21 protein-coding genes are annotated in these 26750 nt (G+C 62.9%); 5 read left to right on the top strand and 16 right to left on the bottom strand.

What is annotated here, in order from left to right:
* Positions 1–138 precede the first annotated feature (138 nt).
* The 3 genes from NZN28_RS02015 to NZN28_RS02025 all read right to left on the bottom strand — a co-directional run bounded on the left by NZN28_RS02015 (position 139) and on the right by NZN28_RS02025 (position 4073).
* On the bottom strand, positions 139–1215 hold the full coding sequence (locus NZN28_RS02015; protein WP_295395100.1) for an ABC transporter permease: 1077 nt from the start codon (positions 1213–1215) through the stop codon (positions 139–141).
* Between the two features lie 10 nt (positions 1216–1225).
* A complete protein-coding gene (locus tag NZN28_RS02020; protein ID WP_295395101.1) occupies positions 1226–2197 on the bottom strand; it encodes an ABC transporter permease in 972 nt (323 codons plus the stop codon).
* A 139-nt stretch (positions 2198–2336) separates the two neighbouring features.
* Entirely contained in the window at positions 2337–4073 is a 1737-nt protein-coding gene (locus tag NZN28_RS02025; protein WP_295395102.1) for an ABC transporter substrate-binding protein, read from the bottom strand.
* A 106-nt stretch (positions 4074–4179) separates the two neighbouring features.
* Between NZN28_RS02025 and NZN28_RS02030 the strand changes: the two genes are divergently transcribed.
* Positions 4180–4905: a GntR family transcriptional regulator gene (locus NZN28_RS02030; RefSeq protein WP_295395103.1), complete on the top strand. Its 726-nt coding sequence runs from the start codon at positions 4180–4182 to the stop codon at positions 4903–4905.
* Between the two features lie 5 nt (positions 4906–4910).
* Here the strand turns inward: NZN28_RS02030 and NZN28_RS02035 are convergent, their stop codons facing one another.
* The 10 genes from NZN28_RS02035 to NZN28_RS02080 all read right to left on the bottom strand — a co-directional run bounded on the left by NZN28_RS02035 (position 4911) and on the right by NZN28_RS02080 (position 18464).
* Complete coding sequence (locus NZN28_RS02035) at positions 4911–5744, bottom strand: ABC transporter permease (protein ID WP_295395104.1); 834 nt, start codon at positions 5742–5744, stop codon at positions 4911–4913.
* Positions 5741–6691 (bottom strand): ABC transporter permease, encoded by a 951-nt coding sequence (locus NZN28_RS02040; protein WP_295395105.1) that lies wholly within the window; start codon positions 6689–6691, stop codon positions 5741–5743. The genes NZN28_RS02035 and NZN28_RS02040 overlap by 4 nt, the downstream gene beginning before the upstream one ends.
* Positions 6692–6850: 159 nt before the next feature.
* On the bottom strand, positions 6851–8359 hold the full coding sequence (locus tag NZN28_RS02045; protein ID WP_295395106.1) for an ABC transporter substrate-binding protein: 1509 nt from the start codon (positions 8357–8359) through the stop codon (positions 6851–6853).
* 102 nt (positions 8360–8461) lie between these two features.
* The gene (locus NZN28_RS02050; RefSeq protein WP_295395107.1) at positions 8462–9067 is read right to left on the bottom strand and encodes a PolC-type DNA polymerase III; all 606 of its coding nucleotides are present in this window, start codon (positions 9065–9067) and stop codon (positions 8462–8464) included.
* Positions 9068–9080: 13 nt separating this feature from the next.
* On the bottom strand, positions 9081–10886 hold the full coding sequence (locus tag NZN28_RS02055) for a putative nucleotidyltransferase substrate binding domain-containing protein (RefSeq protein ID WP_295395108.1): 1806 nt from the start codon (positions 10884–10886) through the stop codon (positions 9081–9083).
* A gap of 4 nt (positions 10887–10890) precedes the next feature.
* Positions 10891–11292: a hypothetical protein gene (locus NZN28_RS02060; protein ID WP_295395109.1), complete on the bottom strand. Its 402-nt coding sequence runs from the start codon at positions 11290–11292 to the stop codon at positions 10891–10893.
* A gap of 95 nt (positions 11293–11387) precedes the next feature.
* Entirely contained in the window at positions 11388–13115 is a 1728-nt protein-coding gene (locus tag NZN28_RS02065) for a sodium:solute symporter family protein (RefSeq protein ID WP_295395110.1), read from the bottom strand.
* A gap of 11 nt (positions 13116–13126) precedes the next feature.
* A complete protein-coding gene (locus NZN28_RS02070) occupies positions 13127–13381 on the bottom strand; it encodes a DUF4212 domain-containing protein (protein ID WP_295395111.1) in 255 nt (84 codons plus the stop codon).
* 361 nt (positions 13382–13742) lie between these two features.
* Complete coding sequence (gene acs, locus NZN28_RS02075; RefSeq protein ID WP_295395112.1) at positions 13743–15626, bottom strand: acetate--CoA ligase; 1884 nt, start codon at positions 15624–15626, stop codon at positions 13743–13745.
* 195 nt (positions 15627–15821) lie between these two features.
* Positions 15822–18464 (bottom strand): AMP-binding protein, encoded by a 2643-nt coding sequence (locus tag NZN28_RS02080; protein ID WP_295395113.1) that lies wholly within the window; start codon positions 18462–18464, stop codon positions 15822–15824.
* Between the two features lie 223 nt (positions 18465–18687).
* Here NZN28_RS02080 and acs (NZN28_RS02085) point away from each other — a divergent pair, with 223 nt between their 5' ends.
* A complete protein-coding gene (gene acs / locus NZN28_RS02085; RefSeq protein WP_295395114.1) occupies positions 18688–20634 on the top strand; it encodes an acetate--CoA ligase in 1947 nt (648 codons plus the stop codon).
* Positions 20635–21032: 398 nt separating this feature from the next.
* Here acs (NZN28_RS02085) and prfB read toward each other — a convergent pair.
* Both prfB and murA read right to left on the bottom strand, forming a co-directional pair.
* Positions 21033–22131, bottom strand: a protein-coding gene (gene prfB, locus NZN28_RS02090; RefSeq protein WP_295395115.1) for a peptide chain release factor 2 whose coding sequence is annotated in 2 segments (ribosomal slippage) — positions 21033–22079 and positions 22081–22131 — 1098 coding nt in all. Because the reading frame shifts where the segments join, the coding sequence is not laid out codon by codon here.
* A 178-nt stretch (positions 22132–22309) separates the two neighbouring features.
* The gene (gene murA, locus NZN28_RS02095) at positions 22310–23593 is read right to left on the bottom strand and encodes a UDP-N-acetylglucosamine 1-carboxyvinyltransferase (RefSeq protein WP_295395116.1); all 1284 of its coding nucleotides are present in this window, start codon (positions 23591–23593) and stop codon (positions 22310–22312) included.
* 183 nt (positions 23594–23776) lie between these two features.
* Here murA and NZN28_RS02100 point away from each other — a divergent pair, with 183 nt between their 5' ends.
* Positions 23777–23998: a transcriptional regulator gene (locus NZN28_RS02100; protein ID WP_295395121.1), complete on the top strand. Its 222-nt coding sequence runs from the start codon at positions 23777–23779 to the stop codon at positions 23996–23998.
* A gap of 305 nt (positions 23999–24303) precedes the next feature.
* Here NZN28_RS02100 and rsmF read toward each other — a convergent pair whose 3' ends face one another.
* On the bottom strand, positions 24304–25674 hold the full coding sequence (gene rsmF / locus NZN28_RS02105; protein WP_295395117.1) for a 16S rRNA (cytosine(1407)-C(5))-methyltransferase RsmF: 1371 nt from the start codon (positions 25672–25674) through the stop codon (positions 24304–24306).
* A 20-nt stretch (positions 25675–25694) separates the two neighbouring features.
* Here rsmF and acpS point away from each other — a divergent pair, with 20 nt between their 5' ends.
* Together acpS and NZN28_RS02115 are read left to right on the top strand one after the other, a co-directional pair.
* A complete protein-coding gene (gene acpS, locus NZN28_RS02110; RefSeq protein ID WP_295395118.1) occupies positions 25695–26057 on the top strand; it encodes a holo-ACP synthase in 363 nt (120 codons plus the stop codon).
* Positions 26054–26750: SDR family oxidoreductase (locus NZN28_RS02115; RefSeq protein ID WP_295395119.1), on the top strand; the 697-nt coding region annotated here is incomplete at its 3' end. The genes acpS and NZN28_RS02115, both read left to right, overlap by 4 nt.

Below are 26750 nucleotides of genomic sequence, written 5' to 3' on the forward strand. Positions count from 1 at the left end.
ACCCTTTGCGCACTGCAGGAGCGGTGAAGCAGGGAGCTGCGAACAGATGTCGGAGACCCACCACCCACTCCCACCCTGCGCATTGTTGAAACCGGGTCGTGCGCCTGAAGCTGGTATGAAACGCCAGGCCATGCGCGCTCAGTCCATGCTCCGTACATCGGCGGCATCGCGCAGCGCGTCGCCCACAAAGTTGTAGCAAAGCACCGACAGCACAATAAAAGCGCCGGGCCACAGCATCCAGGGATACTGGCTCAAGGCCGACAAATCTTGAGCGTCGGCCAGCAAGAGACCCCAGCTGGCCATCGGCTCCTTGACCCCCAGGCCCAAAAACGACAGGGTGCTTTCGCCCAGAATGTACCCGGGCAGGGCGAGGGTCGCGGCAATAATCAGATACGAGCTGATGTTGGGGGTGATGTGACGGGCGATGATGGTCAGGTCTTTTTGCCCCAGCGCCCTGGCAGCGGTGACATACTCGATATCGCGCAGGGCGATAACCTGGCCCCGCACCACTCGGGCCAGACTGGCCCAGCCAATGAAAGCCAGCACTGCGACAATTCCCAGGTAAACATAGGTGCTGGGCCAGTTGGACGGGATGATGGTCGCCAGGGCCAGCAGAATGGGCAGGCGCGGGATGGAGAGCAATACCTCAATCACCCGCTGAATCACCAAGTCCACCCAGCCGCCGTAATAACCCGAAATCCCGCCCATCAGAATGCCAATCACAAAGGAAATAGCCACCCCTACCAGCCCCACCGTGAGCGAGATCTGGGAGCCAATCACGGTACGGGAAAAGATATCGCGGCCCAGCTTGTCGCTGCCCATCAGAAAGATGGTGCCATTCTCTACCCCAAACAGGTGGAGGTTGCTTCGCAGGCCATAAAAGCTGTAGCTATCGCCCCGCACCAGAAAACGAATCGGCATGGGCTGGGTTCGGTCTTCTTTATAGATTTGCAGGAACGTAACCGGGTCGCGTTCCTTCTTAAGAGCATACACAAAAGGACGGCGCAACTGCCCTTCGTGGAAGAAATAAATTCGTTGCGGCGGCTGGTTGCCGGAGCCTACGTGCTGGGTCGCCACACTGTAGGGGGCAATGAAACCTGCGAAAAGGGCCATCAGGTACAACAGCAGCAGCACCACGGCGCTCAGCACACCGGGCCGATGGCGTAGAAAACGCCTCCAGGCCAGATACAGTGGGCTGTTACGGTCTTTGAACATATCCAACCTTTCAGTCGTAGCGAATGCGCGGATCGGCCAGGCTCAGCGCAATATCGGCCAGCAGATTGCCGACCACCAAAAGCACTGCCGAAAGCATCAAAATAGCCATCGCCACCTGCTGGTCCTTGGCAAATAGCGAGTCGAGCAGCAGCGGCCCCATGGTGGGCAACGAAAGCAGCTTGGCCACCACGATATCGCTGCTGATGAGCTGCGGCAAAGACAGTCCGGCCAGGCTGATCATGGGGTTGATGGCGTTGCGCACCGCATGACGGTAAATCACCACCCGCTCGGCCAGGCCTTTGGCCCGTGCAGTGCGAATATAATCCATGCCCAGCACATCGAGCAGATTGGCCCGCATCTGCCGCATCAAACCTGCCAGCCCCTCAGCGCTCATGGCGACGATGGGAATCCACAGGTGGGAGAGGAAATTAATAAAGCGATCCCAACTCCAGGGGGCATCTATGTACTGTGGGCTGAAAAGCCCCCCAACGTTGGTTCCACCCAGGCTCAGCACCATATAAATGAGCAACAGGGCAATCAAAAAGTCGGGGGTTGCCAGGCCCATGTAGCCTAAAAAATTCGAACCCGTCGCCAAAACACCGCGCCGCCGCAAGGCGGTTGCGATGCCCAGGGGAACGGCAATCAGCCAGGTAATGGCCAGGGTCAAAGAGGCCAGTGCCACTGTCCAGCCCACCCGTTCCCAGATGATGCTGCTCACGGGTCTGCCGCTCAAAAAGGAAAAGCCAAAATCTCCTCTGAAAACGATGCTGGTCAACCAGTTCCAGTACTGGATATGGAGCGGTTGATCCAGCCCAAACTGGCGTTTGATGTTGTTTACAGTCTCTTCGCTGAAGCGGGGGTCGTCCAGATAGTTGCTCAAAAACCCGCCCGGCTGAAGCTGCATAACCGCAAAAATCAGCATGGAAATCAGCACCAGGGTGGGAATGGCCAGCAAAAGCCTGCGTGCTGTGTAAATCAACATAGCCGTCACCCCGCGAAGGGTTGAGATGGTTGACCGACCAAGGTTACTCTCCCAGGCGGAAAATTGCGCCAGGAAGGCAAGGGCACCCTGACCCACCGGGTAACTGCTCCTGGCGCAATCTGCACTTTGGCGAACCTGCCTAGCGTTGGAAGATCAGCGGTATGGGGTTGAATCCAGGAATAACGCCCAGGCTATAGATATAGTTGCCATAGCGGTTAGAAATGGCGCCCACGGCGTATTCTTTGGCAATCATGATGACCTGGGCTTCACGGGCTGCGATGGCCTGCCAGCGGTCGTACAGGGCTTTGCGCTGGGTGAAGTTGGTGGTGCTGGCAGCCCGCTCCCACAGGTCGTAAATCTCCCGCTCCCACGGCAGGAAGTTGTTGAACTGCGGCTGTCCGGTGGGGGTTGTGGGCTGCGTGGCCTGATGCCAGTAGTAAAGGGCCCCGCCGGGTTTCCAGATGGGGGTGCGCAGCTCGGGGTCGGGCTGGTCACCCAGGCCCAGGAGGATGGCTTCCCAGTCCTGGCCGCGCCCGGTTGCCAGCAGGTTGGCCGCCAGGATGCCCTGCAGGTTGACCTTCACGCCGACCCGCTGGAAGTCGTTTTGCAGGATGGTGGCGATGGCCGTGAAGACCGCCGAGTTGGAACCGTAGGTGAGGGTGAACTCGAGGGGCCTCCCGCTGGGCAGACGCCGGATGCCATCGGCACCCCGAGGCAGTCCCAGCCGGTCTAGCGCGGCGTTGGCTGCATTCAGGTCGAACCGGCCTTGCAGACGGGCCACCTCCGGGTAGTACCACTCGGAGAGGGGCGCTACGCCGTAGCTGGCCCGCTCGGCCAGTCCGTTGTACACGTCCTCTATGATCCGCTCCCGATTGACCGCAAACTGCATGGCCCGGCGGAAGTCCGAGTTCTTGAACAGCGCAGCCAGTTCGGCGTTTTTGGCGTTGTAGTTGAAGCCGATATGGGGCGGTGAGCCAAACAGGGCTCTGAACTGCACCACCCGGAAAGGGGCCCCCTGGGTCTCGCGGCGCTTGAGGTCTGGGAACTCAGCGCCGGTGATGTTGATCTGGCCCAAGTTGCCCGCCAGGAACTGCGCCACACGGGCCTGGGAGTCGGTGATGATGAGATACTGGAGCTGGTCGAGGTAAGGAAGGGGATTTCCAGCCGAGTCGCGTTTCCAGTAGTTGGGGTTCTTAACCAGCGTGACCTGTTGTCCGGGCGTGTAACTGCGCAGCCGGAAAGGCCCGGTACCAACCACTTCCTCGGGGTTGACGTTGGTGGGCCAGGCATTGTTGATTTCAGCCCTGGGCTTGCCACCCTCCTGGCTAAAAGGCAGCAGCTTGTGTTTGGGCATGATGGGCAGGCGCATGTAATGGATGAAGGCCGGAGCGGGTTTGGGCAGGGTGAAGCGCACCCGGAAATCGCCGAGCTTCTCGACCTTTACGCCTTCAAAATTGGCGGCATCTCCCCCCCTTGCCTCTGGGTTGGCGACAATTTGGGTATAGGTGAAGACCACATCGTCGGCGGTGAAGGGGCGGCCATCGTGCCAGCGCACGTCGCGCCGCAGGTCGAAGGTGTAGACGCGGCTTTCGCTGATGGTCCAGCGTGTGGCCAAGGCCGGCTCAATCTGATAGTTGGCCAGGTTGTATTCAATCAGGCCATCAAACATCTGGTTGGTCAGGTTTTGAATGGCCGCATCAATGGCCCCGTAATAGAAGAGGGTCTGCGGCGCACTGGCCAGGGCCAGGGTGAGGCTGCCTCCGGCCTTACCGGGGGTGACCCCCAGGTTGCTGTAGGCGGGCAAGGTTTTGGGTTGGGCCAGTGCCAAACTCCCCGCCAGCAGGCTTAAAGCCAGAAGCCACAAGTGCTTTTTCATGGTTTCCTCCGTGTGTCCATTGAACCTGTGGGTGAAATCGCTTTGGTTCAAGGCGAAGTATACGTTAAGCAATATTGGTATGCAAGTGGTATAATAGCGGGGATCTATGCAAGCCAGACTGAATATCCACTCTGCTACGCCCCTTTATCTGCAACTCGAGGCGGTTTTGCGGGAGGCCCTGGCCTCGGATACCTGGAAGGCAGGGGAAGCCCTGCCCCCGGAACGGGTACTGGCCGAGCAATTTGGGGTCTCGAGGCTCACCCTTCGCAAAGCGCTGGAGCGCCTCGAGGCCCAGGGGCTGGTGCAACGCCGACAGGGTTCCGGCACCTACGTAGCCCCCCGTCTCGAGCAGCCCCTGTCCACCCTCACCGGTTTCAGTGAGGACATGCGGGCCCGGGGATTGGAGCCCAGCGTGCGCTGGCTGAAGCGGGGGTTGTTTACCGCTTCCCCCGAAGAAGTGCTGGCGCTTTCGCTTTCCCCCGGGGAAAAGGTGGCCCGCCTCGAGCGTGTTCGCAGCGCCCAGGGTGAACCCATGGCCATCGAGCGAGCCGCTCTGCCGGCGCACCTGCTGCCCCACCCGGAGGAAGTCAAAGAGTCGCTCTATGGCTACCTGCAAAACAAAGGCCTGCGCCCGGCCAGGGCGCTGCAACGATTGCGGGCGGTGGCGGCGAGCCGCCAGGAAGCCGAACTGCTGGGGATTCGGGCCGACGAGCCGGTGCTGTACATCGAGCGACTGAGCTACCTGGCCGATGGCAGCGTACTGGAGTTCACCCGCAGCCACTACCGGGGCGATCGCTACGATTTTGTGGCTGAGCTGCGGAGCAATCCGTAAGCGCTTTACTGCCCCCGCAGCCGGGGATCGAGGGTATCGCGCAGGGTGTCGCCCAGCAGATTGAATCCTAGCGAAGCCAGCAGAATAGCCAGCCCTGAAAACACCGAGGTCCAGGGGGATAGCGTCAGGTAGGCACGCCCCTCAGACAGCATCTGGCCCAGCGAGGGGTTGGGGGGCTGGGTTCCCAGCCCCAAAAAAGCCAGCGAGGATTCAACCAAAATTGCCGTCGAGAGGGCCAGGGTGGTTTGCACCAGAATCACCGAGGCCAGGTTGGGCAGAATGTGCCGAAGAACAATGCGGCGGTTGCCCGCGCCAATGGCTACGGCAGCCTGCACATAATCGGTGTTTCGAACGACCAGGGCCGGGCCCCGGGTCAGGCGTGCAAAGGTTGGGATGTAGACAATGCCAATCGCCAGGGCCGCGTTCCACTGGCTGGGCCCCAGCATAGCGATGATGCCGATGGCCAGCAGGATGATTGGAAAAGCCAGGAGCACGTCCATCAGGCGCATGACCACCCGGTCGTACCAGCCGCCCACATAGGCTGCCGAAACCCCCAACAAGGTGCCCACCCAGACCGCAATCAACACCGAACTGAAGGCCACCAGCAAGGAGTTCCGAAAGCCAAACAGGATGCGCGAGAAGAGGTCGCGCCCAAACTGGTCGGTGCCGAGCCAGTGGGCGCTGGTGGGCCCGGAAAGACGAGCCAGGATGTTTTGCTCGACGGGGCTGTAGGGGGCCAGGGTAGGGGCCAGCAGCGCACAGAGCACCACCAAGAGTGTCAGCAAAAGCCCCAGCAAACCCAGGGGGTTGCGCAGGAGAGGCCAGAGGGACGGGCTCATGCGTACTCCACCCTGGGGTCGAGCTTGGCGTAGATCAGGTCCACCAGCAGGTTAATAATCACAAACGCGGTGGTGACCAGCAGGATGGCGCCTTGAATGAGCGGGTAGTTACGTTCGTTGATGGCCCCTAAAATCAGGCGACCCATGCCAGGGATGGCAAAGACCTGCTCGACCACAATGGCGCCCCCAAACAGATAGCCCACCTGAATCCCGATCACGGTGACCAGGGGAATCATGGCGTTGCGGAGGGCGTGCTTGTAGAGCACCACCCGCTCGGTAAGCCCCTTGGCGCGGGCGGTGCGGATGTAGTCCTGGTTCAGTACATCCAAAAGCGAAGAGCGCAGCACCCGGCTCAGCCCGGCCAGCATGGGCAGGGAGAGGGTGATCACCGGCAGAACCAGCCTCGAGATGTGTCCCCAGGGGTCTTGATTGAAAGGCACATAGCCCAGGCTCTGCCAGCCGGGGGCCAGTTTGAAGACCAGAAAGATGAGCAGGGTGCCCAGCCAGAACGAGGGCAGGGTCACCCCGGTAATGGAAAAGAGCCGGATGAGGTACTCTGCGCTCGAGTTCCGCCAGTAAGCCGTCAGCACCCCCACCGGAATGGCCAGCCCGATGGCGATGATCAGAGAGAGGAGGGTCAGCTCCAGGGTGATGGGTAGGCGCTGCAGGATTTCCTCACTGATGGGCCTGCCGGTCCAGATGCTCTGGCCCAGGTCGCCATGCAGGGCGGCCCGGAGCCAGTCGTAGTACTGCACCAGAAGGGGCTTGTTCAAACCCAACTTTTCCCGCAGGGCAGCCAGGCCTTCGGGGGTGATCTCGGTGTTGGCCCCCAGCATGATCTGGACGGCATCGCCGGGGATGAGCCGAATCATCAGAAAAACCAGCACCGAGACCCCAAACAACACAAACAGGAGGTCGAGGGAGCGTTTGGCCAGAAAAGAAAGCATCAGGTGGCTCCGTGTTTCCCTGGGGAAGTGTCTGCGACGCTGTTTTGTGGGCCGGGCTCAGGCCAATACCCTGCCTTTAGAGCAGGTGGGTAACCCCAAGGCCAGAAAGCTCCTACCCGAAAAAGCCAACAGTGCAAGAGGTGCTGCCCTGGGCCAGGGCTAGCGGGCCATCCAGGTATCGCGCAGGTAGATGAGCGAGCGGGTGGGAATGGGCTTGAAGCCCTGCACGTTTTCGCGGGCCGCGGAGAACAGCGTGCCGTAGACCAGGTGGGCGATGGGCCCCTGGCAGGCCAGCTCCACCTGCAACCGGGCGTAAATGGGGCGGCGGGCGTCCTCGTTCACGGTGGTGCGGCCCTGGTTGAGCAGGCGGTCTATGGTCGGGTTGGAGAACTTGAAGACGTTGGTTGAACCGCCGGTGGAGAAGGTGCGGAAGAGGTAGCCGTCGGGGTCGGCGTTGCCGCTGTTGATGGAGGCGAAGGTATCGAAGTTGGAGTTGCGCCACTCCTGGATAAACTTGCCCTGCTCGAGCACCTCCACCCTGGCCCGGAAGCCGGCCTGGGCGAGTTGCTGCTGGACTACCTGGGCCGCATCCACCACGGTTTTATTGGAGCCAATCACAATCATGCCAAAGTCCACCCCGTTGGGGTAGCCGGCCTGGGCCAGCAGTTCCCGGGCCTTGGCGGGGTTGGTGTTGTAGCACGGAAAAGCGCTGGTGGGCGAAGCCCAGGATCGCAGGCCCAAGGGCCCGGCAGGGGTGCCGTTTCCAAAGTAGACCGCCTGAACAATCTGTGAGCGGTTGAGAGCGTAGTTGAGGGCCTCACGCACCTTTGGGTTGTCGAAGGGTTTGCGCGTGGTGTTCATGCCGATCAGGCTGTAGGCCAGGTCTTGCGCGGTGATGAGCTTGACGTTGGGGGTGTTGCGGAGCGTGACGGCCAGCGAGGGGTCAATGTTGGGCAGGAAGTGGTAGGTGCCGCTGGCCAGGCCGACCTGGCGGGTGGCCGCATCGGGCACGATGTTGTAGCGCAGGGCATCCAGGTAGGGCCGTCCCTGCCGCCAGTAGCGAGGGTGACGCTCGAGCAGAATATACGTGTCGGGCACCCACTCCTTGAAAGCAAAAGGCCCTGTGCCCATGGGTTTGCGCTGCATATCGTTGCCCGCTTTCACGTAGTCTTCCGACATCACCGCAATGCTGGCCAGCTCGACGAGCATTGGAGCGAACGGCTGGGAAAGTTCCACCACCAGCTGGGTCGGGGAAGTCGCCCGCACCTCCTTGACCAGGTTCACCCGGCTGGCGATGGGTGAGCCGGTTTTAGGGTCACGGACGCGATTGATGGAGAAGGCTACGTCGCTGGCGGTGAGCGGCTTGCCGTCGTGGAAGGTCACGCCTGCGCGAATCTTGAAGGTGTAGGTCAGGCCGTCCTGGCTGACCGTCCACGACTCGGCCAGGGCGGGGCGCGGGCGCAGCCTTTCGTCAATTTCGGTCAGGCCCTCGTAGATCTGGCCGGTCACGATGAACGAAGCAAAGGCCGTCGCCACATGGGGGTCAAGCCCCGAGGGCGAGGCTTCGACCCCTATTTGCAGGGTTCCGCCTCGTACCGGGGTCTGGGCCAAAGACCATCCCATAGCCAATAACAAGGCGAACAAGAAACCAAACCAGCGACCTTTCATACCGCCTCCTTGTGAGCTAGGGCTGCTCAGGGGGTATTCTATGCCACAAAACTTTGGTACTCAAGTGGTACAGGCCCCCGGTGGTCGGTTGCCCGGCCTTAATCACACCAGCTGGCGCAAGGTGCGGGCCTGCAACCGGTGCCGCAGCAGCAGAAAAAGCTCAGCCGTGGCCAGGGCATCCCAGAGGGCATGGTGTTCCAGGTGCCCTGGCAGGCCAAAAGCCGCCCTGGCCGCAGCCAGACCGGTGGGAACGGGCTTTGCGTGGGGCTCGAGCTGCCTCTGTCGCTCCCCCAGCCGCCCCAGCAAGACCACCGTGTCCACCACCACGGGCTTGAAGCGGGGCCGGCCCAGGGTTCGGAAGTACCGCTTTAAAAAACCCAAATCCACCGGACTGTAGTGCAGCAGCAGCACATCGTGGCCCATGCGCAGGCGGACTTCGTCCAGCACCTGTTCTACGCTGGGGGCGCTCTCCAGTTCCCTGGGCAGGATGTGATGCGCCCGGATGCCTTCGGCGGAGAGCGCCTCGGGCCTTATGGGACGAACCAGGCTATAGTAGTGCGCGCCAAACTCGATGACCCCCTTGCGGATGGGCACCATGCCCACCGAGAGAATCTGGTCGGAAGGGCCCAGGCCGCTGGTCTCCAGATCCAGGGCCCAGTAGGTGACCTCATCCCAGGCAGGGCTTTTGGCAAAGGGCCAGAGGTTCATAGGGTGGGTTCTCTCAACCCAGCCGGTCGGTGTGGAAGCGCTGGCTCATGGCTTCCTGCATCTCCCGCACCTGCAAAAAGGCCTCCTTGAGATGGCGGCGCTCGAGGGGGGACAGGTTTTCCAGGGGCACCTTGTTGCCGGGCGGCTCGCCCCGACGCAAAGAGGCCAGTTGCTCGCGCAGGCGCAGGCGCATCAGGAAGCCAAAGGCCTCAACCAGGGTCTCGGCCCCCTCCGGGCTGAGTTTGTGCTCGCGGGCGGCGGCCTGTAGCCGCTCGACCGTACCTTTGGCCAGGCTTCGGGCCTCGAGGGCATACACCCGGGCCAGGCTCACGATGGGGGCGATGCCCCCCTTCTTGAGGTCCACCCCGCCATCCTCCTCCCTGATCTGGCGAAAAAAACCGATGGGCGGGCGGAACTGGAGCGAAGCCCGGGCCAGCTGGGCCAGGAAGATGCCCTGGTCGGCTCCCCCGGCGACGATGCGCTCGAGGGGTTCCAGCGACAGCTCGCCATACACGGCCCGGAAATCGAAAAATATCTGCGCTTCGAGCAGCTCCTGCGGTTTGGGGGTCTCGAGCCAGTGCCGGAAAAGCTGCTCCCACTCAGGCAGCGACTTGCGCCAGTGGGTGGCCATGTAGCCCCCCGGGCAGGGGGGAAACCCCGCTTGAATCAGGCCCTCCACCACAAAGGCCGCCAGTTGCTCGAAATAGGCCGCCGTCGCGGGGGTCTCCTCCTGGTAGATCAGGGCGTTGTCCTGGTCGGTCAGGAGGGCTTGCTCCATGCGCCCTTCGGAGCCAAACACAATCCAGGCATAGGGGGTCGGGGGGGCGCCGAGCCGCTCCTCGCCCAGCCGCAGCAGGGTACGAACGAGCTGGTCGTTGAGGGAACTCACGCTGCGCCCGATTTCGCTGGCCCCCAGCCCGCCCAACAGCAGCGACTCGGCCACGCCCGTGAGCTCTTTGCCGTAGCCCGTAAGGTCGCCCGGATTGCGGGTGCGCTCGAGCCGCCGCAGCAGGTAGAGGGGGCTTTTGGCTTGCTGGCGCATCAGGACGGTGTCGGTAATCAGACCGATAATCTGGCCGTCCTGCTCCAGGGGCAGGTGATGAATGCCCTGTCGCACCATGTACGAAAGGGCCTCGAACAGGGGGGTGCTGGCGGGCAGGGTCTTGACCGGAGCGCTCATGATTTCCGCAACAGGGGTATCGGGCCCCTTGCCGGCGGCCAGCACACGGTTGCGCAGGTCGCGGTCGGTCAGGATGCCCAGGGGCTCGCCCTCGACCAGCACCGAGCTAATCTGGTGGGTTTGCATGACCCGGGCGGCTTCGCCCACGGTCGAGGCGCGGGGCACCAGCACCGGGGGCCGGCTGATCAGCTCCCCCACCGGCAGGGCCAGATCCAGGTTGACCACGCCCAGCCCCTCGACCCGGCTGGAGATCCGCAGGCGCTCGGCCAGTCCCCTGGTAAAAAACTCGGCAAAGGCCGGATACTCCATTAACTTTTGAAAAACCTCCCGGGGCCAGCGATATACCAGCAAATCTTCCTCGGCCACCACGTCAAAAGCGGGGGCGTCCTGCGATAGGAGCGAGGGGTAACCGAATACCTCTCCTTCCTCCAGGTGCAAAATGGCCTGGCCGTCGCGCTCGAGGCGAGCCCCCCCCTTGCGAATCAGGTACAGGTGCTGGCTTTTGGGACCGCTGCGTTCAAGCACCTTGCTGCCGCCGGGATAAAAAGTAATCTCCAGGCCGCGCTGCACGAGCGCCAGGGCTTCCTCGGGAAGCAGGTCAAAGGGGGCGTGCTCACGAACAAATTCAACCGGGTTCACAGCCCTATTTTGCCGACTTGGCCGGGGAGTTTTGCCCCTCTTCCGGCAGACGGACAATCAGGCCAGAGCCAAGCCAGGCCGAAAGGGGCAGGATCAGGCTCAAGGCCTGGTTCGCGCCGGAAAACACCTGCAATGCATAACCAAACACCAGCGCGGGCAGCAACAAAAAAAAGATTCGAAAAATGCGCTCGAGGCCCGGCTTGGCCGGTAGCGGCCAGAAGCGGGAAAACACCAGCCCCAGCAGCCCGCCCAGCACCACCGCCGAGGCGATGCGCAACAGGTCGAAAGGGGTGGGGAAGGGCCAGCCGGTCAGGTAGTGCCCCACCACATAAAACAGGAACAAAAAGGCGGAGATGCCGACCAAAAGCCTAAAAACCCGCAGCGTCAGGTTGGGGGGAACATACACATTATTGTTTTGTGGGGTTGCCGGAGAATTTTGAGCGGCCATACGCAATCATACTAAAAGCAGGGGGGTGGGCTGTAGCCCACCCCTGGGGTTGCTTAGTGGTAGTGCGCGTCCTTGGCGCCGCGTGGAATCCGCACCGACTCCACCAGCTCCTGGACATCCTTGGGGGGTTCGGGGGTCATGCGGGACACGAAGTAGGTAATCAGGAAGTTGAGCACCATGCCCACCGTGCCGATGCCCTCGGGGCTCACGTTGAAGAACCAGCGGGGCATGCCAAAATAGCTGGTTCCGATGATGTAGGTGGCGGTGAAGACCAGGCCCACCACCATCCCGGCGATGGCCCCTTCGCGGGTGGTACGTTTGTCGAAGACCCCCAGCAGAATGGCCGGGAAGAAACTACTCGCGGCCAGGCCAAAGGCAAAGGCCACCAGCTGGGCAATGAAACCCGGTGGGTTCTGGCCAAAGTACCCGGCCACCAGCACGGCCAGCAGAATGCCCACGCGGGCAATCAGCAGGCGCTGCCCCTCGGTGGCTTTGGGGTTGATGATGCGGTAGTAAAGGTCGTGGGAGAGCGCCGAAGAGATCACAATCAGAAGGCCGGAAGCCGTGGAGAGCGCGGCTGCCAGGCCGCCCGCCGCGACCAGGGCAATGATGATGGGGGCGAGCTTGGCGACCTCTGGCGTGGACAGCACGATGATGTCGTTGTTGATGAAGACCTCGTTCTTGCTCTTCTCGTTGGGGCTGTTGAAGTCGGGCCGGTTGGTGCCCGGAATCAGATTAAAGGCCCGCCCCGGCGCCACGGTGATCTTGCCGTCGCCGTCCTTGTCCACAAATTGCAGCAGTTTGGTCTTCTCCCACTTGGCCACCCAGTTTATCTCGCGAACCTCCTTGAGGCTTTTGCCGTTGAGGGTTTCGATCAGGTTGTAGCGGGCAAAAACCGATACGGCAGGGGCGGTGGTGTACAGCAGGGCGATAAAAAGCAGCGCCCAACCAGCGGAGGCGCGGGCATCCTTAACCGTCGGCACGGTGTAGAAGCGGATAATCACGTGCGGCAGCCCAGCCGTGCCAAACATCAGACATGCTGTAATCAGCAGAATGTTCAGCATGTCGAAGCTCTGGAAGGGCTGGGTGTACTGGGTAAACCCGAGGTCTACCTGAATTTTGTTGAGCCGCTCGGTAATGTCGCTGAAGGTCAGGGCCAGTTGCGGGATAGGGTTTCCGGTCAGGATGCTGGCAATGGCGAAGGCTGGAATCAGGTACGCGATGATGAGCACCGTGTACTGGGCCGCCTGGGTCCAGGTGATGCCCTTCATCCCCCCGATCACTGCGAACATAGCCGTGACCGCCACGCCAATCCAGAGCCCGGTGGTGTTGGGCACCTGTAGATAGCGGGCAAAGACCGTGCCCACCCCCACCAGCTGGGGAATTACATACACGAACGAGACGAAAACCGCCGCCACCACCGCAACCACGCGGGCGGTTTGGGAGTAGTACCGGTCGCCCACAAAGTCCGGCACGGTGAACTTGCCGAACTTACGCAGGTAGGGGGCCAGCAGCAGGGCAAGCAGCACGTAACCGCCGGTCCAGCCCATCAGATAGATGGTGCCGTCGTAACCCAGGGTGGAGATCAGGCCCGCCATCGAGATAAAGCTGGCCGCGCTCATCCAGTCGGCAGCGGTGGCCATGCCGTTGGCAATGGGGGGAACTCCGCGACCGGCCACGTAAAAGCCTTCGGTCTCGCGCACTCGAGCCCAGATGCCGATGCCGATGTAAAGCCCGAAGGTGAGCAGCACAACGATCCAGGTCCAAAGTTCAACGCTCATTCAGTTGCCTCCTACTCGTGCACGTCGAACTGCTGGTCTATTTTGTTCATCTGCGCCACGTACACAAAAATCAGGATGACGAAGATGATGATGGCCCCCTGGTGTGCAAACCAGAATCCCAGCGGCAGGGAGCCCAGTTTTATGTTGTTGAGAGCCTGCACCAACACAATCCCGAACCCGTAAGAGACCACCGCCCACACGATGAGCAGGTTACGGATCAGGTTGATGTTGGCCTTCCAGTACGCCTCGGCCTTTGCTTTGTCCATGCCTTCCTCCATGTAACACAAGTCCGGCCACCGGTACCGTTGGGGTGGTCGCTTCAGCGCTTTTCAGACTTGCGCCATGAATCTAACACCGTAATTGTGTCCTGGCAAGTTATTTGAGGATTATAGATATATGCGAAAACCGACGCAATTATTTGGCATATGAGAGCGCTTGCAACCAGGTTACCAATATGCATAACGGGATATACCGGCGCTGCACAAACAGCTCTGTGAACTGCCAGCTACATGGGTATTGGACTTGACCGTCATTCGATCTGCTCAATGCCAAGATGAAGCGAATTGATGTTTGATGAGTGTTCGAGGGCTTTTAGATGAACCTATAAGATTAGCTTATGAATGTAAACTACTCTTCCAGCGTGCTCAAGTCGCCCGGGTCGCGCCCCATTTCCTGGGCTTTGAGCAAGCGCCGAAGAATTTTTCCACTGCGGGTTTTGGGCAGCTTGTCCAGAAAGACCAGCTCGCCGGGGGTGGCGATGGGGCCGAGCTCGAGGCGCACGTGCTGCACAATCTCGGTTTTGAGGGCCTCGGTTTTTTCACGCCCGACCCGCAGCACCACAAAGGCCTTGATGTTCTCCCCCTTAATTGGGTCGGGCACGCCAATCACGGCGGCCTCGGCCACCGCAGGATGGGAGACCAGCGCACTTTCCACATCCGCCGTGCCGATGCGGTGACCGGCCACGTTGAGCACGTCGTCGGCGCGGCCCAGCACGGCGAAGTAGCCCTCGGCAGTCCGGCTGGCCACATCGCCGGCGGCATACACGTTCCCAGGTATTTCTGTCCAGTACTGGGTATAGCGGGCGTGGTTGCCCCAAACCGTGCGCATCATGTGGGGGAAAGGGCGCTTAAGGGCCAGCAAGCCCCCGGTTCCCGGCGCTACCTCGTGGCCCTCGGCATCCACTACCGTGGCCTCCACGCCGGGAAGGGGCACCCCCACCAAGCCGGGCTTGCCCGGCAGGGTCAGGGGCGTACCCAGGGTGGGGCCGCCCAGCTCGGTCTGCCACCAGTTGTCGGCCACAAAACCGCGCCGTCCTCCGTCCATGAGGTGCTCCACAGCCCACTGCCAGGCCTCGGGGTTCAAGGGTTCGCCCGCCACGCCGATAAAGCGGAGCGAGGAGAGGTCGTGCTGGGCGGGCCACTCAGGGCCAAACTTCATGAACATGCGGACGGCGGTAGGCGCGGTGAACATCACATTCACCCGGTAGCGCTCCACCGCTTGCCAGAGGGCAGCCGGGCTGGGGTAGTCGGGCGCGCCCTCCCGTAGAACGCTCGTGATGCCCAGGAGCAGCGGCGCATACACGATATAACTGTGCCCCACAATCCAGCCGATGTCCGAGGTGGCCCAGAAGACATCGGTCTCCTTAACGTCGAAAAACGAGCGCAGGTGGTAGGCGGTGCCCACCATGTAGCCCCCGTGCACGTGCACCACCCCTTTGGGCTTGCCGGTAGAGCCTGAAGTGTAGAGGATGAAGAGCGGGTGTTCGCTGTCCAGTGGAACGGCTTCGGCTTCGGGTTTATGCGACCAGAGCAACCGGTTGAAGTCGTGGAAGCGGGGTCCCTCGGGAGCTGCTTTGCTGCGGCAGAACCAGACCGTTTGCACGTCCAGGTCCTCGATGGCCTGAAGCACGATGGACTCGAGGTCAACCGGCTTGCCCCGCCGGTAGCTCACATCCCCGGCAATCACCAGCCTGGCCCCGGCGTCCATAATGCGCTCGCGCAGCGCCGAAACCCCCAAACCGGCGTACACCACCGAGTGGATGGCCCCAATGCGGGCGCAGGCCAGCATGGCCATGACGCCTTCCAGCGTGAGCGGCATGTAGATGATGACCCGATCCCCTTTCTGTACCCCCAGGTGCATGAGCCCGGTGGCCAGACGCGAAACCCGGTCCAGCAACTCGCCGTAGGTGAGCTTTTGCTCGCTGCCGTCCTCCCCCAGGTACAAAAGGGCCACCTGGTTGCGCCTGGAGCCTTTGGCATGGCGGTCGAGGGCGTTATAGGTGATGTTGGTCTGGCCGCCCAGAAACCAGCGATGGTCGGGGAAATTCCACTCCAGCACCCGGTCGAAGGGCCGGAACCAGTGAAACTGCCGGGCCTGCTCGCCCCAGAAGGCTTCGGGGTCTTGCAGGCTGCGGGCGTACTCCGCCCCAAAGTCGGGGACATTGGCGGCTTGTTGCTGGGCGGCGGGGGCTTGGTAGCTGACCTTGGTTTTCAGCAGTTGCTCGAGCTCCATCGGGGCCTCCTGGGGTTCATCTTCACAAAGGGGGTAAGGGACAAATGCGGGCCGTTCGTGATTATGGGCAGCCCAATCCTCGTCGGCAGCGTCGGCAGGTTGGCAAAGCTATGCCGAAGCCAGCGCAGGACAAGGCCAGGCCTGCACCGACCCCGGAGGCCCTCCCAACAAGCGGGCTAGCCCTCAAATCTACCCTCATGGCTCCAGTGTGGAGAGGTCGCCTGGGTCGGCCCCTTGCTCCTGGGCCTTGAGCAGGCGGCGAAGGATTTTGCCGCTCTTGGTTCGCGGCAGCTGGTCCATAATCTCGACCTCGGTGGGCAGGCTCAGGCTTCCGAGCTGCCGGCGCAGGTGGCTCGAGAGCTTGGCGGCCAGAATCTCGCGCACCTGGGGGCTGGCCTCGCGGGTTTTGAGCACCACGTAAACCTTGATAATCTCGCCCATTTCCGGATTGGCAACCCCTACCGCAGCCGCCTCGGCCACCGCCGGGTGGGAAAGCATGGCCCCCTCAATTTCTGCCGTGCCAATGCGGAGCTCGCCGGCCTTGATGACGTCGTCCGAGCGGCCCAGCAGGGCGATGTAGCCCTCGCTGTCGCGCACTGCAATGTCGCCGGTGGCGTAGCAGCCCGGAATGCGGTTCCATTGCTCGGCGTAGCGCTCCGGGTTGTTCCAGAAGGTGCGCATGAAATGGGGGAAAGGCTTGCAGATGACCAGGTGCCCCTTCTGCCCGGGCGGCAGCTCACGCCCTTGCGCATCAACCACCTGCATCTTGACCCCGGGCAATGGGAAACCGGCCTTGCCGGGCTTGGCCGGCATACAAACCGGCGTGGAGAGGCAGGGCCCGCCGGTCTCGGTCTGCCACCAGTGGTCCACCACGTGGGCCAGGTTCTGGGCTGCCCAGTGCCAGACCTCGGGGGCCAGGTACTCGCCCACGCTAGCAACCAGGCGAAGGTCGCGGAGCTGGGCATTCTTGGCCCACTCATCGCCGTGCTTGCGCAGGGCCCGCAGCCAGGTAGGGCTGATGATGAGTACGTTCACCCCGCAGTCTTCCAGGGTTTCGTAGAAGCCGCTGGGGTCGGGGTAGTCCAGCCGCTCGGCCCTGAGCACCGTGGTCAGCCCTTCCAGGAGCGGCGCATACAGGCCGTAGCTGTGCCCCACAATCCAGGAGAGGTCGGCGGTGGCCCAGGAGATTTCGCCCTCCTTGAGGTCGAAAAGGGTGCGCAGGTGGTAGGTGATGCCCACCATGTAGCCCCCGTGCACGTGCACCACCCCTTTGGGTTTGCCGGTGGAGCCCGAGGTATAAAGAATAAAAAGCGGGTGTTCGCTCTCGACGGGCAGTGCCTTTGTGGTGGGGCGGTGGGCTTCGATGAGGTCCCAGAACTCGAGGGGCCGGGCGCTACCGCTGCGGCTGTACCACAGCACCGGCACCTCCAGACCCTGGGTGGCTTCCTCAATCAGGTTGGTGAAGGAAAGGGTGCGCCCGCCCTGGTACATCCGGTCGGCGGCCACCAGCAGGCGGGCATTGGTGTCCTGGAGCCGTTCGCGCAGGGTTTGACTGCTCAGGCCCGCCGGAATGGCCACGTGCACCGCCCCGATGCGGGCACAGGCCAGAAAGGTCAGGGCCATCTCCAGGCCGGTGGGCATGTACACCGCCACCCGGTCGCCCGGTTGAATCCCCAGCGAGAGCAGCCCTCCGGCCAGACGGGCGGACAGGTCGCGCAGCTCGCGGTAGGTGAGCTTATGTACGGTGCCGTCCCCCGCCAGCGCAATCAGGGCCAGCTGGTTGCGGCGGGGGCTGTCGGCGTGGCGGTCCAGGGCGTTGTAGGCGAGGTTGGTCGTGGCGCCCACAAACCAGCGGTGATAGGGCAGCTTGATTTCCTGCACCTGCTTCCAGGGCTGGAACCAGTGAAAGCGCGTGGCCCACTCGGCCCAAAACTGCTCGGGCTGCTCGAGGCTCCGGCGATACTCAGCCGCATAGTCCCGCAGGTTTGCATTTTGCACCAGGGTTTTGGGCGGCCAGACGGCCTCTTCCTCCGCCGAGGAGCCCAGGTACAAAGGCTCGTGGGGCGGAAGCCCTTCTGGTTCGGGGGGCGGGGTCGGTTCGACCCTGGGATGGCTCGAGGCGGCCCGGGCCACCTCCTGCACCGCCTGAACCAGGCGGGTAAAGGCATAGGGAAAGCGCCTCGAGGGCACCACCACCCCAAACGCCCCCATCACCTGCCCGTCCTGGCCAAAGATGGGGGCGGCCAGCCCCGAGATGCCGTCGGTGTGCTCTTCAATTTCCACCGCAAAGCCCAGCTGGCGTACCTTGGCCAGCTCTTCCTCGAGGGTCAGGGGGTCGGTGATGGTGAGGTGGGTGTACGTCTTGAGGTTTTGCAAATGGATGGCCTGGGCTCCGGCCTCCAGAAAAGCCAGCACCGCCTTGCCCATGGCCAGGGCGTGGAAGCCCTCGGTGATCTGGTCGTCTACCCCTGCCAGCTTGGGCAGGCCTTGCCGTCCTCGGGTGGTCAGGCGCAGCTTGCCCTCGGGGGTGAGCAGGGCCAGGTAGGTGCGCTCACGGGTGCGTAGATACAGCTCCTCGAGCGCATCGGATAGCTTCTCAGGCTCGGCCAGCGGGGCCCGGCTTGGGGCCAGCGCGTTCTTGGAGAGCCGGTAGGTGCTGCCTTCACGCTCGGCGAAACCTTCCGAAACCAGGCTGGCCAACAGTGCGTAGGCCGTGGACAGGCTTTTCCCCAGAAATGCCGCAAGCTGAGGGGCCTCGACGCCTTCGGGGTGCTGGGCCAGGTAGGCCAAGACCCGCAGCGCGGCCTGAACGGTGGTAAGTTTGCGACTCTGAGCCATACTTTTCGAACGACGCAAGCCAAAGAACGCCAGCGGATTCCTTGTGAAATGTAACTGGCGCTATTGTGGCGACCCGTAAGCCAACTGTCAAGTAACCGACAAATTCCTACATTTTCCGAACCGCGTTTTTTCTTGACGGGATATGCTTCAGAGCCTATGCTCACCCTAAAAAGGCTCATCGTGTCCGCCGTCGGGTTTGGTTTTTTTGCTTGAAAGGGATGCTATGGAAAAAATCGAGGCCGTTTTGAAGGAAGACCGGGTCTTTGAACCCTCCGAAGCGTTCAGGCGTTCGGCCAGAATTAACCAGCGCGAAGTGTACGAGGCGCTCTACCGTGAGAGCCTCGAGCAGCCCGAGCAGTTCTGGAGCCGGATAGCCGCCGAGCTACACTGGTTCAAACCCTGGGAGAAGGTGCTCGAGTGGAACCCCCCCAACGCCAAGTGGTTCATTGGCGGCCAGCTTAACCTCTCCTACAACTGCCTGGATCGGCACCTGGCGACCCGTGGCAACAAGGCCGCCATCATCTTCGAGGGCGAGCCGGGCGACTCGCGCATCCTGACCTACCAGCAGCTCCACCGCGAGGTGAGCAAGTTCGCCAACGTGCTCAAGGGCCTGGGGGTACAGAAGGGCGACCGGGTCACCATCTACCTGCCCATGATTGCCGAAGCCGCCATCGCCATGCTGGCCTGCGCCCGCATCGGGGCGGTGCACTCGGTGGTGTTTGGGGGTTTCTCGGCCTCGGCCTTAGCCGACCGCATCAACGATGCCCAGGCCAAGGTGCTCATCACCGCCGATGGCGGCTGGCGGCGGGGCAATGTGGTGCCGCTCAAGGCCAACAGCGACGAAGCCCTAGCCGATGCCGGCTCCATCGAAAACGTGGTGGTGGTTCGGCGCTGCGGCAACGAGGTGCACATGGAGCCGGGCCGCGACCACTGGTACCACGAGCTCATGGCGAACGCCTCCCCCGACTGCCCGCCCGAGCCTATGGATGCCGAAGACCCGCTCTTTATCCTCTATACCTCGGGTTCTACCGGCAAGCCCAAAGGGGTGCTGCACACCACCGGGGGCTACTCGGTCTACACCTACCTCACCGCCCAGTACATCTTCGACCTGAAAGACACCGACACCTACTTCTGCACCGCCGATGTGGGCTGGATTACCGGCCACAGCTACGTGGTCTACGGCCTCTTGCAGAACGGGGCCACCACCCTCATGTACGAGGGGGCCCCCAACGCCCCGGACGAGGGCCGCATCTGGAACATCATTGAAAAATACAGCGTGAGCATCCTCTACACCGCGCCCACGGCCATTCGCGCCTTCATGAAGTGGGGTGAGCAGTGGCCGCTCAAATACAACCTCAGCAGCCTGCGCCTCTTAGGCTCGGTGGGGGAGCCCATCAACCCCGAGGCCTGGCTGTGGTACTACCGGGTCATCGGCAAGGAGCGATGCCCCATCGTGGACACCTGGTGGCAGACCGAGACCGGCGGCATCATGATTACCACCCTGCCGGGGGTACACCCCATGAAGCCCGGCCATGCCGGCAAGCCCTTCTTTGGGGTTAAGCCGGAAATCGTGGACACCACCGGCCAGCCGGTGACCAACCCCGACGAGGGAGGCCACCTGATCATCCAGAAACCCTGGCCCTCCATGCTCCGCACCGTCTGGGGCGACCCCGAGCGCTTCGAGCGGCAGTATTTCGCCCAGTACCCCGGCAACTACTTCACCGGCGACGGGGCCCGCCGCGACGCCGACGGCTACCACCTGATTCTGGGCCGGGTGGACGACGTGCTCAACGTTTCGGGTCACCGCCTGGGCACCATGGAGGTGGAGAGCGCGCTGGTCTCGCACCCTGCGGTGGCCGAGGCCGCGGTGGTGGGCCGCCCCGACCCCATCAAGGGGGAGGGTATTGTGGCCTTTGTGACCCTCAAAACCGGCCAGACCCCAAGCCCCGAGCTGGCCCAGGAACTCAAGGCGCATGTGGTCAAGGCCATCGGCGCGATTGCCCGCCCCGACGAGATTCGCCTGACCGATGCCCTGCCCAAGACCCGCTCGGGCAAGATTATGCGCCGCCTGCTGCGGCAGGTGGCCTCGGGCGAGGAGATCAAGGGCGACACCAGCACCCTAGAAGACCGGGCGGTGGTGGAGCGGCTCAAGGCCACGCCCGCGCAGTAGTTGTTCTTCAAAAAGGCAGTCGGCCAATCCAAAAGCTTTGCGGGCTGTTTATTTGAACCCTAGAGTGCTCTTCACACGTTATGAGCCATTCGAGTTCGAGAACGCCTCATTCTGAACAGAACAGTGGCCGCCTGGAAACTCGAAAACATGCGTCCCGGCCCAGGCACAACGCAGACACTTGTCCCTTCTCGTTTTCGTGGGCGGCCACGTCTGTGAAGAGCGCGGTAAGCTGAGGGTGGTTGGACAAAACCTTTGCTGGTTTTGGGAAGGGCCAGCCACCTGGCCCTTTCAGCCAGGTCGAGTGAGTCCAGGCTGGGCGACTGGATTCGCTCGCCGGGTGGGTGTGGTTCTAAAGGCCCTTGTGCGATAGGGCAAGAACGCGGTGCAGGCCCGCTTTTCTACTCGTCCTCGGCGCTCGAGACCGTCTCTCTGCGCCCGGCCTTCCACTCCAGCCCAGCCCAGATTAGGCTTTCCAAATCGCCGTCCAGCACGTTCTCGGGGTCGTGGCGCATCTCGCCGGTGCGGTGGTCTTTGATGTACTGCTTGTCCAGCACGTAACTGCGAATCTGGCTGCCCCACTCGATGGGGCGGGCTTCGCCGCGAAGTCGGGCCAGCTCTTCTTGTTTTTTCTTGTATTCAATCTCGAAGAGCTTGGAGCGCAGGATATTCATGGCCATTTCCTTGTTTTTTTGCTGGCTGCGGGTTACCTGGCACTTCACGATGATGCCGGTGGGCAGGTGTACGACCCGCACCGCCGAGTCGGTGGTGTTCACCCCCTGGCCGCCCTTGCCCTGCGAGCGCATCACGTCAATGCGCAGGTCTTCGGGGGCAATTTGAATCTCCACCGATTCGTCCACTTCGGGCATGACCTCTACCGCCGCAAAACTGGTCTGGCGCTTGCCCTGCGCATTGAAGGGGGAGGGCCGCACCAGGCGGTGCACCCCGGCTTCGGGGGACATCAGCCCAAAGGCGTTTTCGCCCCGCACGATAAACTGCGCATAATCAATGCCAGCCTCGGCCCCCGGTTCCAGGTCCACTAGCTCCAGGGTAAAACCGTGGCGCTCGGCAAAGCGGGTGTACATGCGGTAGAGCATCTGGGCCCAGTCGCAGGCCTCGGTGCCGCCCGCGCCGGGCTTGATGGTCACGATGGCGGCGTTCTCGGCATAGGGGAAGGAGAGCAGGGTCTGGTGGTACAGCTCCTCGAGCTCGCGTCCGGCCCGCTCGAGCTCGGGCTGCATCTGCTCCCGCTCTTCGGCACCGAGCTCCGGCCAGAGCTCCAGAAGCCCCTGCAAGTCGGACTCCAGGCGCTTATAGCCCTCCACCACCTTGCGCAGCCGGGCCGACTCCTGCGAAACCTTGCGGGCGTGGGCCGGGTCGTTCCAGAGGTGGGGGTCGTTGATTTGCTGCTCGAGTTCGCTCAGGCGGGCTTCTTTACCGGCGATGTCAAAGATACCCCCGAAGGGCCTCGAGCCGGTGTTGTAGGGTCTGCAAATCCATAGCACCTGAGTCTAGGGTTTCTGGGCCTAAACGTCAAACCTCCGGGAGCACCGGAGACACCCGCCATGCGGGTCTTGGGCGGAATGCCCGCAGCCAGAGCAAAAAGTTCCCAGGTCAGTCCAGAGCTGCAACGGGGTTCGCCCAAAGCGAAAAACCCGGCTCACAGCCTGTACGTTGTTTAGTCCGCTGCCAGGGCCAGCTCGGGCACCTGCACACCCACCTGAGCCCCCAGGCTCTTAAGGCGGTTTTCAATATCGTCGTAACCGCGCTCGATGTACTGCATGCCGGAAATGTGGCTCTCGCCCTCGGCGGCCAGGGCGGCGATGATCAGCCCGCCTCCCGCACGGATGTCCCGGGCCTCTACGGCGGCTCCGGTCAGAGGGCGCCCCTGAATCATCAGGGTGCGCTCCTTCAGGATGACCTCGGCCCCCATGCGGGCCAGCTCACTGGCATGGGTGAAGCGGTCGGGATAGACCCGGTCGGAGACCAGCGAGGTGCCGTGCACGGTGGCGAGGTAGGCGGCGGCGGGGGGCTGCAGGTCGGTGATAAAGCCCGGATACTCCCGGGCCTCGACGTTGAAGGGCTGGGGATGGACCGTGGCTTCCAGGCGAATCCAGTCCTTGCCGGTAGTGATGCGGTGGCCCGACTGGATTAGCTTGTCCAGGACAGCGTCCATGTGGAACGGCTCGACATTGGTGAGGGTGATGGAACCGCGGGTGGCGGCGGCTGCAAACAGGTAGGTGCCGGCCTCGATGCGGTCGGGGATGATGCTATAGCGCACCCCGCGCAGCTCGGGCTGGCCCTTGATGTGCAGGATGCTGCTGCCGATGCCTCTGATCTGGGCGCCCATCTGGGTCAGGAAGTTGCACAGGTCCACAATTTCGGGTTCCTGGGGGGTGTTGACCAGCACCGCCTCGCCGCCCAAAGCAGCGGCCATCAGGGCTTGCTCGGTGCCGCCCAGGGTGGGCAGGTCGTAGACCACGCGGCCCGAGGCCGGCTTGCGCCGTCGCGCGGTGTAGGCCACGCCCTGTTCGGTAATCTCGGTGGTCACCTCGAAGCCCAGGCCGCGCAGGGCCTTGATGTGCTGATCCACCGGGCGCTCGGCAAAGTTGCAGCCGCCCGGCAGGGGCACGGTGCCCTCACCGGCCCGGGCCGCCAGGGCACCCAGCACGTTGAAGCTGGCCCGCATCTTGCTGACCAGCTCGAAAGGTGCGTGGGTGGAGAGGATTTCTGGGGTGTGCAGGTGCAGGGTGCGGCCTTCCCAGGCGTGGCGGGTGCCCAGGTGCCCTAAAAGCTCGAGCAAAACGTCAATGTCCCGCAGGCGGGGTACTTCGGTCAGGGTGACGGGTTCTGCCGTGAGCAGGCTGGCCGCCATGAGTTTGAGCGCGGAATTCTTGGCTGGAAAAATACGGAGCTCACCGCTGAGGGGAACGCCACCGCGAATAATGAGGGTTCGATCCATACCGGGGTTCATCTCCTGGCTACCATCGAGTATCTTTGCACAAGTTACACATGATACTCACCATGAGCATAGTAAGTCGGAATCGTATTGTCAAGCACAAACGTAACGTGCTAAACTTCAGTCATAAACGCATGCGAGTATTCCACCGTGACCGTACTCGTGCTGCTGCAAAGTATATCGGTTATGCCCAGAAAGGAGAAAAAACGCCTGCAAGTGGTCATCAGCGATGACCAGGACGCCCTCCTGACCAAGCTCGCCTACGAGCTTTCCAGCCCCGAGCAACTGGTTTCCAAGTCGGAGGTGGTTCGGCTGGCCATTGAAAAACTGGCCGACGGCATGGAGGAAGGCCGGCAAAAAGCCGAGCTCAAAGAGCTTTTGAAAAGGCTCGAGGCCGAAGAGGAGTAGGCCTGTTGGCGAGGCCGGCGGTTTGCGCAAATACCCAGCGCGGCATAAGCACAAAAACTCAACCATTCCAGCATTCAAGCGTACATCCGACTTTCAGGTAAACATCAGGTGAGAGTGGGCGGTCGGGGGTAGGCAGTGGGTCTATGCGTCCCCCGAAACCCCTGCGCCCTACCTTCGCTCCCCCAGTTTGCGAAGTGTGCAGGCGAAGCGCTGCCCCGCATGGGGGGCCTGCCGTTTCCACTTCCACAGCTGCCCTGTGCGAGGATTGGTCGAGGAGGCCCGGCTCAGAAAAACCCCCTGATGCTTCACAGCCCGGTCTTCCCCGGGCGCATCACCCCGCCCTTGAGCCGCCCCCAGCCCAGGCTAAAGCTTCCAATCGCGGTTTGAAGCACGACCAGATGCCAGCCCTCCGAGCCCTCCGCCGGAATAGGCTGCCCAAGGGCAAACGGGAGGGCTCGAGGGTCGTCGGTAGCCAGGGCGAAGGTTTTGTAAACCTGTTCTGGCCGCAAGAAGTGGGCCAGGGGCTTCCCCGGCAGGAACCGGCCCGCATCCGTGCGCCTGCCCACCCGGGCCTCGCCCAGGTACAGCCCCGGCGCGGGGGCCCGGATGCCGGCCAGGCTGGGCAGCCCGGCGGGCAGAAAATAGAGGTGTCCGGAGCGCTCGAGGATTTCCCCCTCGAGCTTCACCCGCAGGTTGGCCTCGCTCCAGGACTGCCACAGACTCCGCACCTCGCGCGAAAGGGGCGGGACGCGCTCGAGGGGAGGGTTGCGCTCCTTACCCTCGGTTTTGCGGAGCCTGGCCAGAAAATGCCCCTCGCCCCGCAGCTGGTGGGGCCACAGCCGGGCGGTGCGGGCCAGCGCCGGGTCGCCGTTGCCCCAGGCCGGAACGCCGGGGGCAAAGGCGGGGTGGAGGCGGGCGTCCTCGAGCGCCCAGCCTGGGCGCAGCAGCTCCGCCACCACCTGCTCGTTTTCCTCGGGGGCAAAGGTGCAGGTAGAGTAGACCAGCACCCCCCCCGGACGCACCAGCTCCCCCGCCGCCGCCAGCAGGTTTTTCTGCACCCGCGCGGCCCTCGCCGGAGCCCCCGGCCCCCAGTGGCGAATCACCTCGGGGTCTTTGCGGAACATCCCCTCGCCCGAGCAGGGCGCATCCAGCACCACCCGGTCGAAGCAGGCCCCCCAGTGCTGGGCCAGTTTCTCAACCGGGGCCGAGACCACCGCCAGGCCGGCCCCCCAGCGCTCTACATTTTCCAGGAGCCCAGGGAGGCGCCCCCCATCCACTTCGTTGGACACCAGCAGGCCCCGGCCCTGCATGCGGGCGGCCAGGTGGGTGGTTTTGCCGCCCGGCGCGGCGGCCAGGTCCAGCACCCGCTCCCCCGGCTGGGGGTCGGCCAGCACCCCAACAGCCTGGGCCGAAGGCTCCTGGATGTAATAAAGCCCGGCGTAGAAGAAGGGATGTGGGCCGGGGCGGGCCTCGGCGGGGTAATAGAAGCCCTCCGGCGACCAGGGGATGGGCTCCAGATTCCAGGGGCTTATGTGCAAAAGCTGTTCGGGGGAGAGTTTGAGGGTATTCACCCGCAGGCCATAGCTGCGGTCGGCGCCGGTGAGGGCTTGCAGGAATTGGGGAAAATCCTCACCGAGCAACTCGGCCATGCGGGTCAGGAAGGCTTTGGGCAACACAACGCTTACAATGCTAACCGATGTCCATCGTGGCCATTGGCACCGACCTCGTAGAGCTGGAGCGCCTGCGCCGGGTCTGGCAGCGGCACCCCGAGCGCTTCTTAAAGCGCCACTTCGCCCCCTGCGAGATTGAGTACTGCCTGGCCCGCTCCGACCCGGTTCCCTCGCTGGCGGCTCGCTTCGCGGCCAAGGAGGCTTTTCAGAAGTGCTGGCCCGAGTCTTTTGGCTGGCTCGAGGTCTGGGTGGAGATGGCCGGGCGCAAACCAATGCTGCGCTTTGCGCCCCGCCTCGAAGCCCAGATGGGGGAGGGGCTCCGGGCGCACCTCTCGCTCTCGCACGAAAAGCACCATGCCCTGGCGGTGGTGGTGCTGGAGGAGGTATGAAGACCGTCCTGGTGACCGGGGCCTCGACCGGCATCGGCGAGGCCTGTGCCCTGTGGCTGGAAAAACGGGGTTACCGGGTTTTTGCCAGCGTACGCACAATGGCCGATGCCGAGGCCCTGCAACAAAAGTCCAGAGGCGCCCTCAGGCCGGTTTTGCTGGATGTGACCGACGAGGCTTCAATAAGGGAGGCGGCGCAGTTTGTGGGCCGCCAGGCCCCCCGGCTCGACGGCCTGGTGAACAACGCCGGAATCGCGGTGGCGGGGCCGCTCGAGTTTGTGCCCCTGGGTGAGCTTCGGCGGGTGCTCGAGGTCAACGTAATCGGGCAGGTGGCGGTGACCCAGGCTTTTTTGCCCCTGCTCCGGGAAGCCCGGGGGCGGGTGGTGCTGATGAGCTCCATTAGTGGGCGGGTGGCCGCACCCCTGATGGGGCCCTATGCCGCCTCGAAGTTTGCCCTCGAGGCCATCGGCGATGCCCTCAGGCGGGAACTGGCACCTTGGGGGATCGAAGTGTCCATCATCGAGCCGGGCAACATCCAGACGCCCATCTGGCGCAAGGGAATCGCCTGGGGAGAGGCGCTCAAACAACAGCTTTCGCCCAGGGCCATAGAGCTTTACGGCCCTGCTATAGACGGTATCCTGCACTATATCCGGGGCCAGGACGGCAAGGGTTTACACCCCCGCGAAGTGGCTAGAG

Source organism: Meiothermus sp. (assembly GCF_025056915.1).
In the GTDB taxonomy this organism is placed as follows: domain Bacteria; phylum Deinococcota; class Deinococci; order Deinococcales; family Thermaceae; genus Meiothermus.

Coding starts and splice junctions, on each gene's coding strand:
- NZN28_RS02015 (WP_295395100.1), bottom strand. CDS start 1,215: ATGTTCAAAGACCGTAACAGCCCACTGTATCTGGCCTGGAGGCGTTTT.
- NZN28_RS02020 (WP_295395101.1), bottom strand. CDS start 2,197: ATGTTGATTTACACAGCACGCAGGCTTTTGCTGGCCATTCCCACCCTG.
- NZN28_RS02025 (WP_295395102.1), bottom strand. CDS start 4,073: ATGAAAAAGCACTTGTGGCTTCTGGCTTTAAGCCTGCTGGCGGGGAGT.
- NZN28_RS02030 (WP_295395103.1), top strand. CDS start 4,180: ATGCAAGCCAGACTGAATATCCACTCTGCTACGCCCCTTTATCTGCAA.
- NZN28_RS02035 (WP_295395104.1), bottom strand. CDS start 5,744: ATGAGCCCGTCCCTCTGGCCTCTCCTGCGCAACCCCCTGGGTTTGCTG.
- NZN28_RS02040 (WP_295395105.1), bottom strand. CDS start 6,691: ATGCTTTCTTTTCTGGCCAAACGCTCCCTCGACCTCCTGTTTGTGTTG.
- NZN28_RS02045 (WP_295395106.1), bottom strand. CDS start 8,359: ATGAAAGGTCGCTGGTTTGGTTTCTTGTTCGCCTTGTTATTGGCTATG.
- NZN28_RS02050 (WP_295395107.1), bottom strand. CDS start 9,067: ATGAACCTCTGGCCCTTTGCCAAAAGCCCTGCCTGGGATGAGGTCACC.
- NZN28_RS02065 (WP_295395110.1), bottom strand. CDS start 13,115: ATGAGCGTTGAACTTTGGACCTGGATCGTTGTGCTGCTCACCTTCGGG.
- NZN28_RS02070 (WP_295395111.1), bottom strand. CDS start 13,381: ATGGACAAAGCAAAGGCCGAGGCGTACTGGAAGGCCAACATCAACCTG.
- acs (WP_295395112.1), bottom strand. CDS start 15,626: ATGGAGCTCGAGCAACTGCTGAAAACCAAGGTCAGCTACCAAGCCCCC.
- NZN28_RS02080 (WP_295395113.1), bottom strand. CDS start 18,464: ATGGCTCAGAGTCGCAAACTTACCACCGTTCAGGCCGCGCTGCGGGTC.
- acs (WP_295395114.1), top strand. CDS start 18,688: ATGGAAAAAATCGAGGCCGTTTTGAAGGAAGACCGGGTCTTTGAACCC.
- murA (WP_295395116.1), bottom strand. CDS start 23,593: ATGGATCGAACCCTCATTATTCGCGGTGGCGTTCCCCTCAGCGGTGAG.
- NZN28_RS02100 (WP_295395121.1), top strand. CDS start 23,777: ATGCCCAGAAAGGAGAAAAAACGCCTGCAAGTGGTCATCAGCGATGAC.
- acpS (WP_295395118.1), top strand. CDS start 25,695: ATGTCCATCGTGGCCATTGGCACCGACCTCGTAGAGCTGGAGCGCCTG.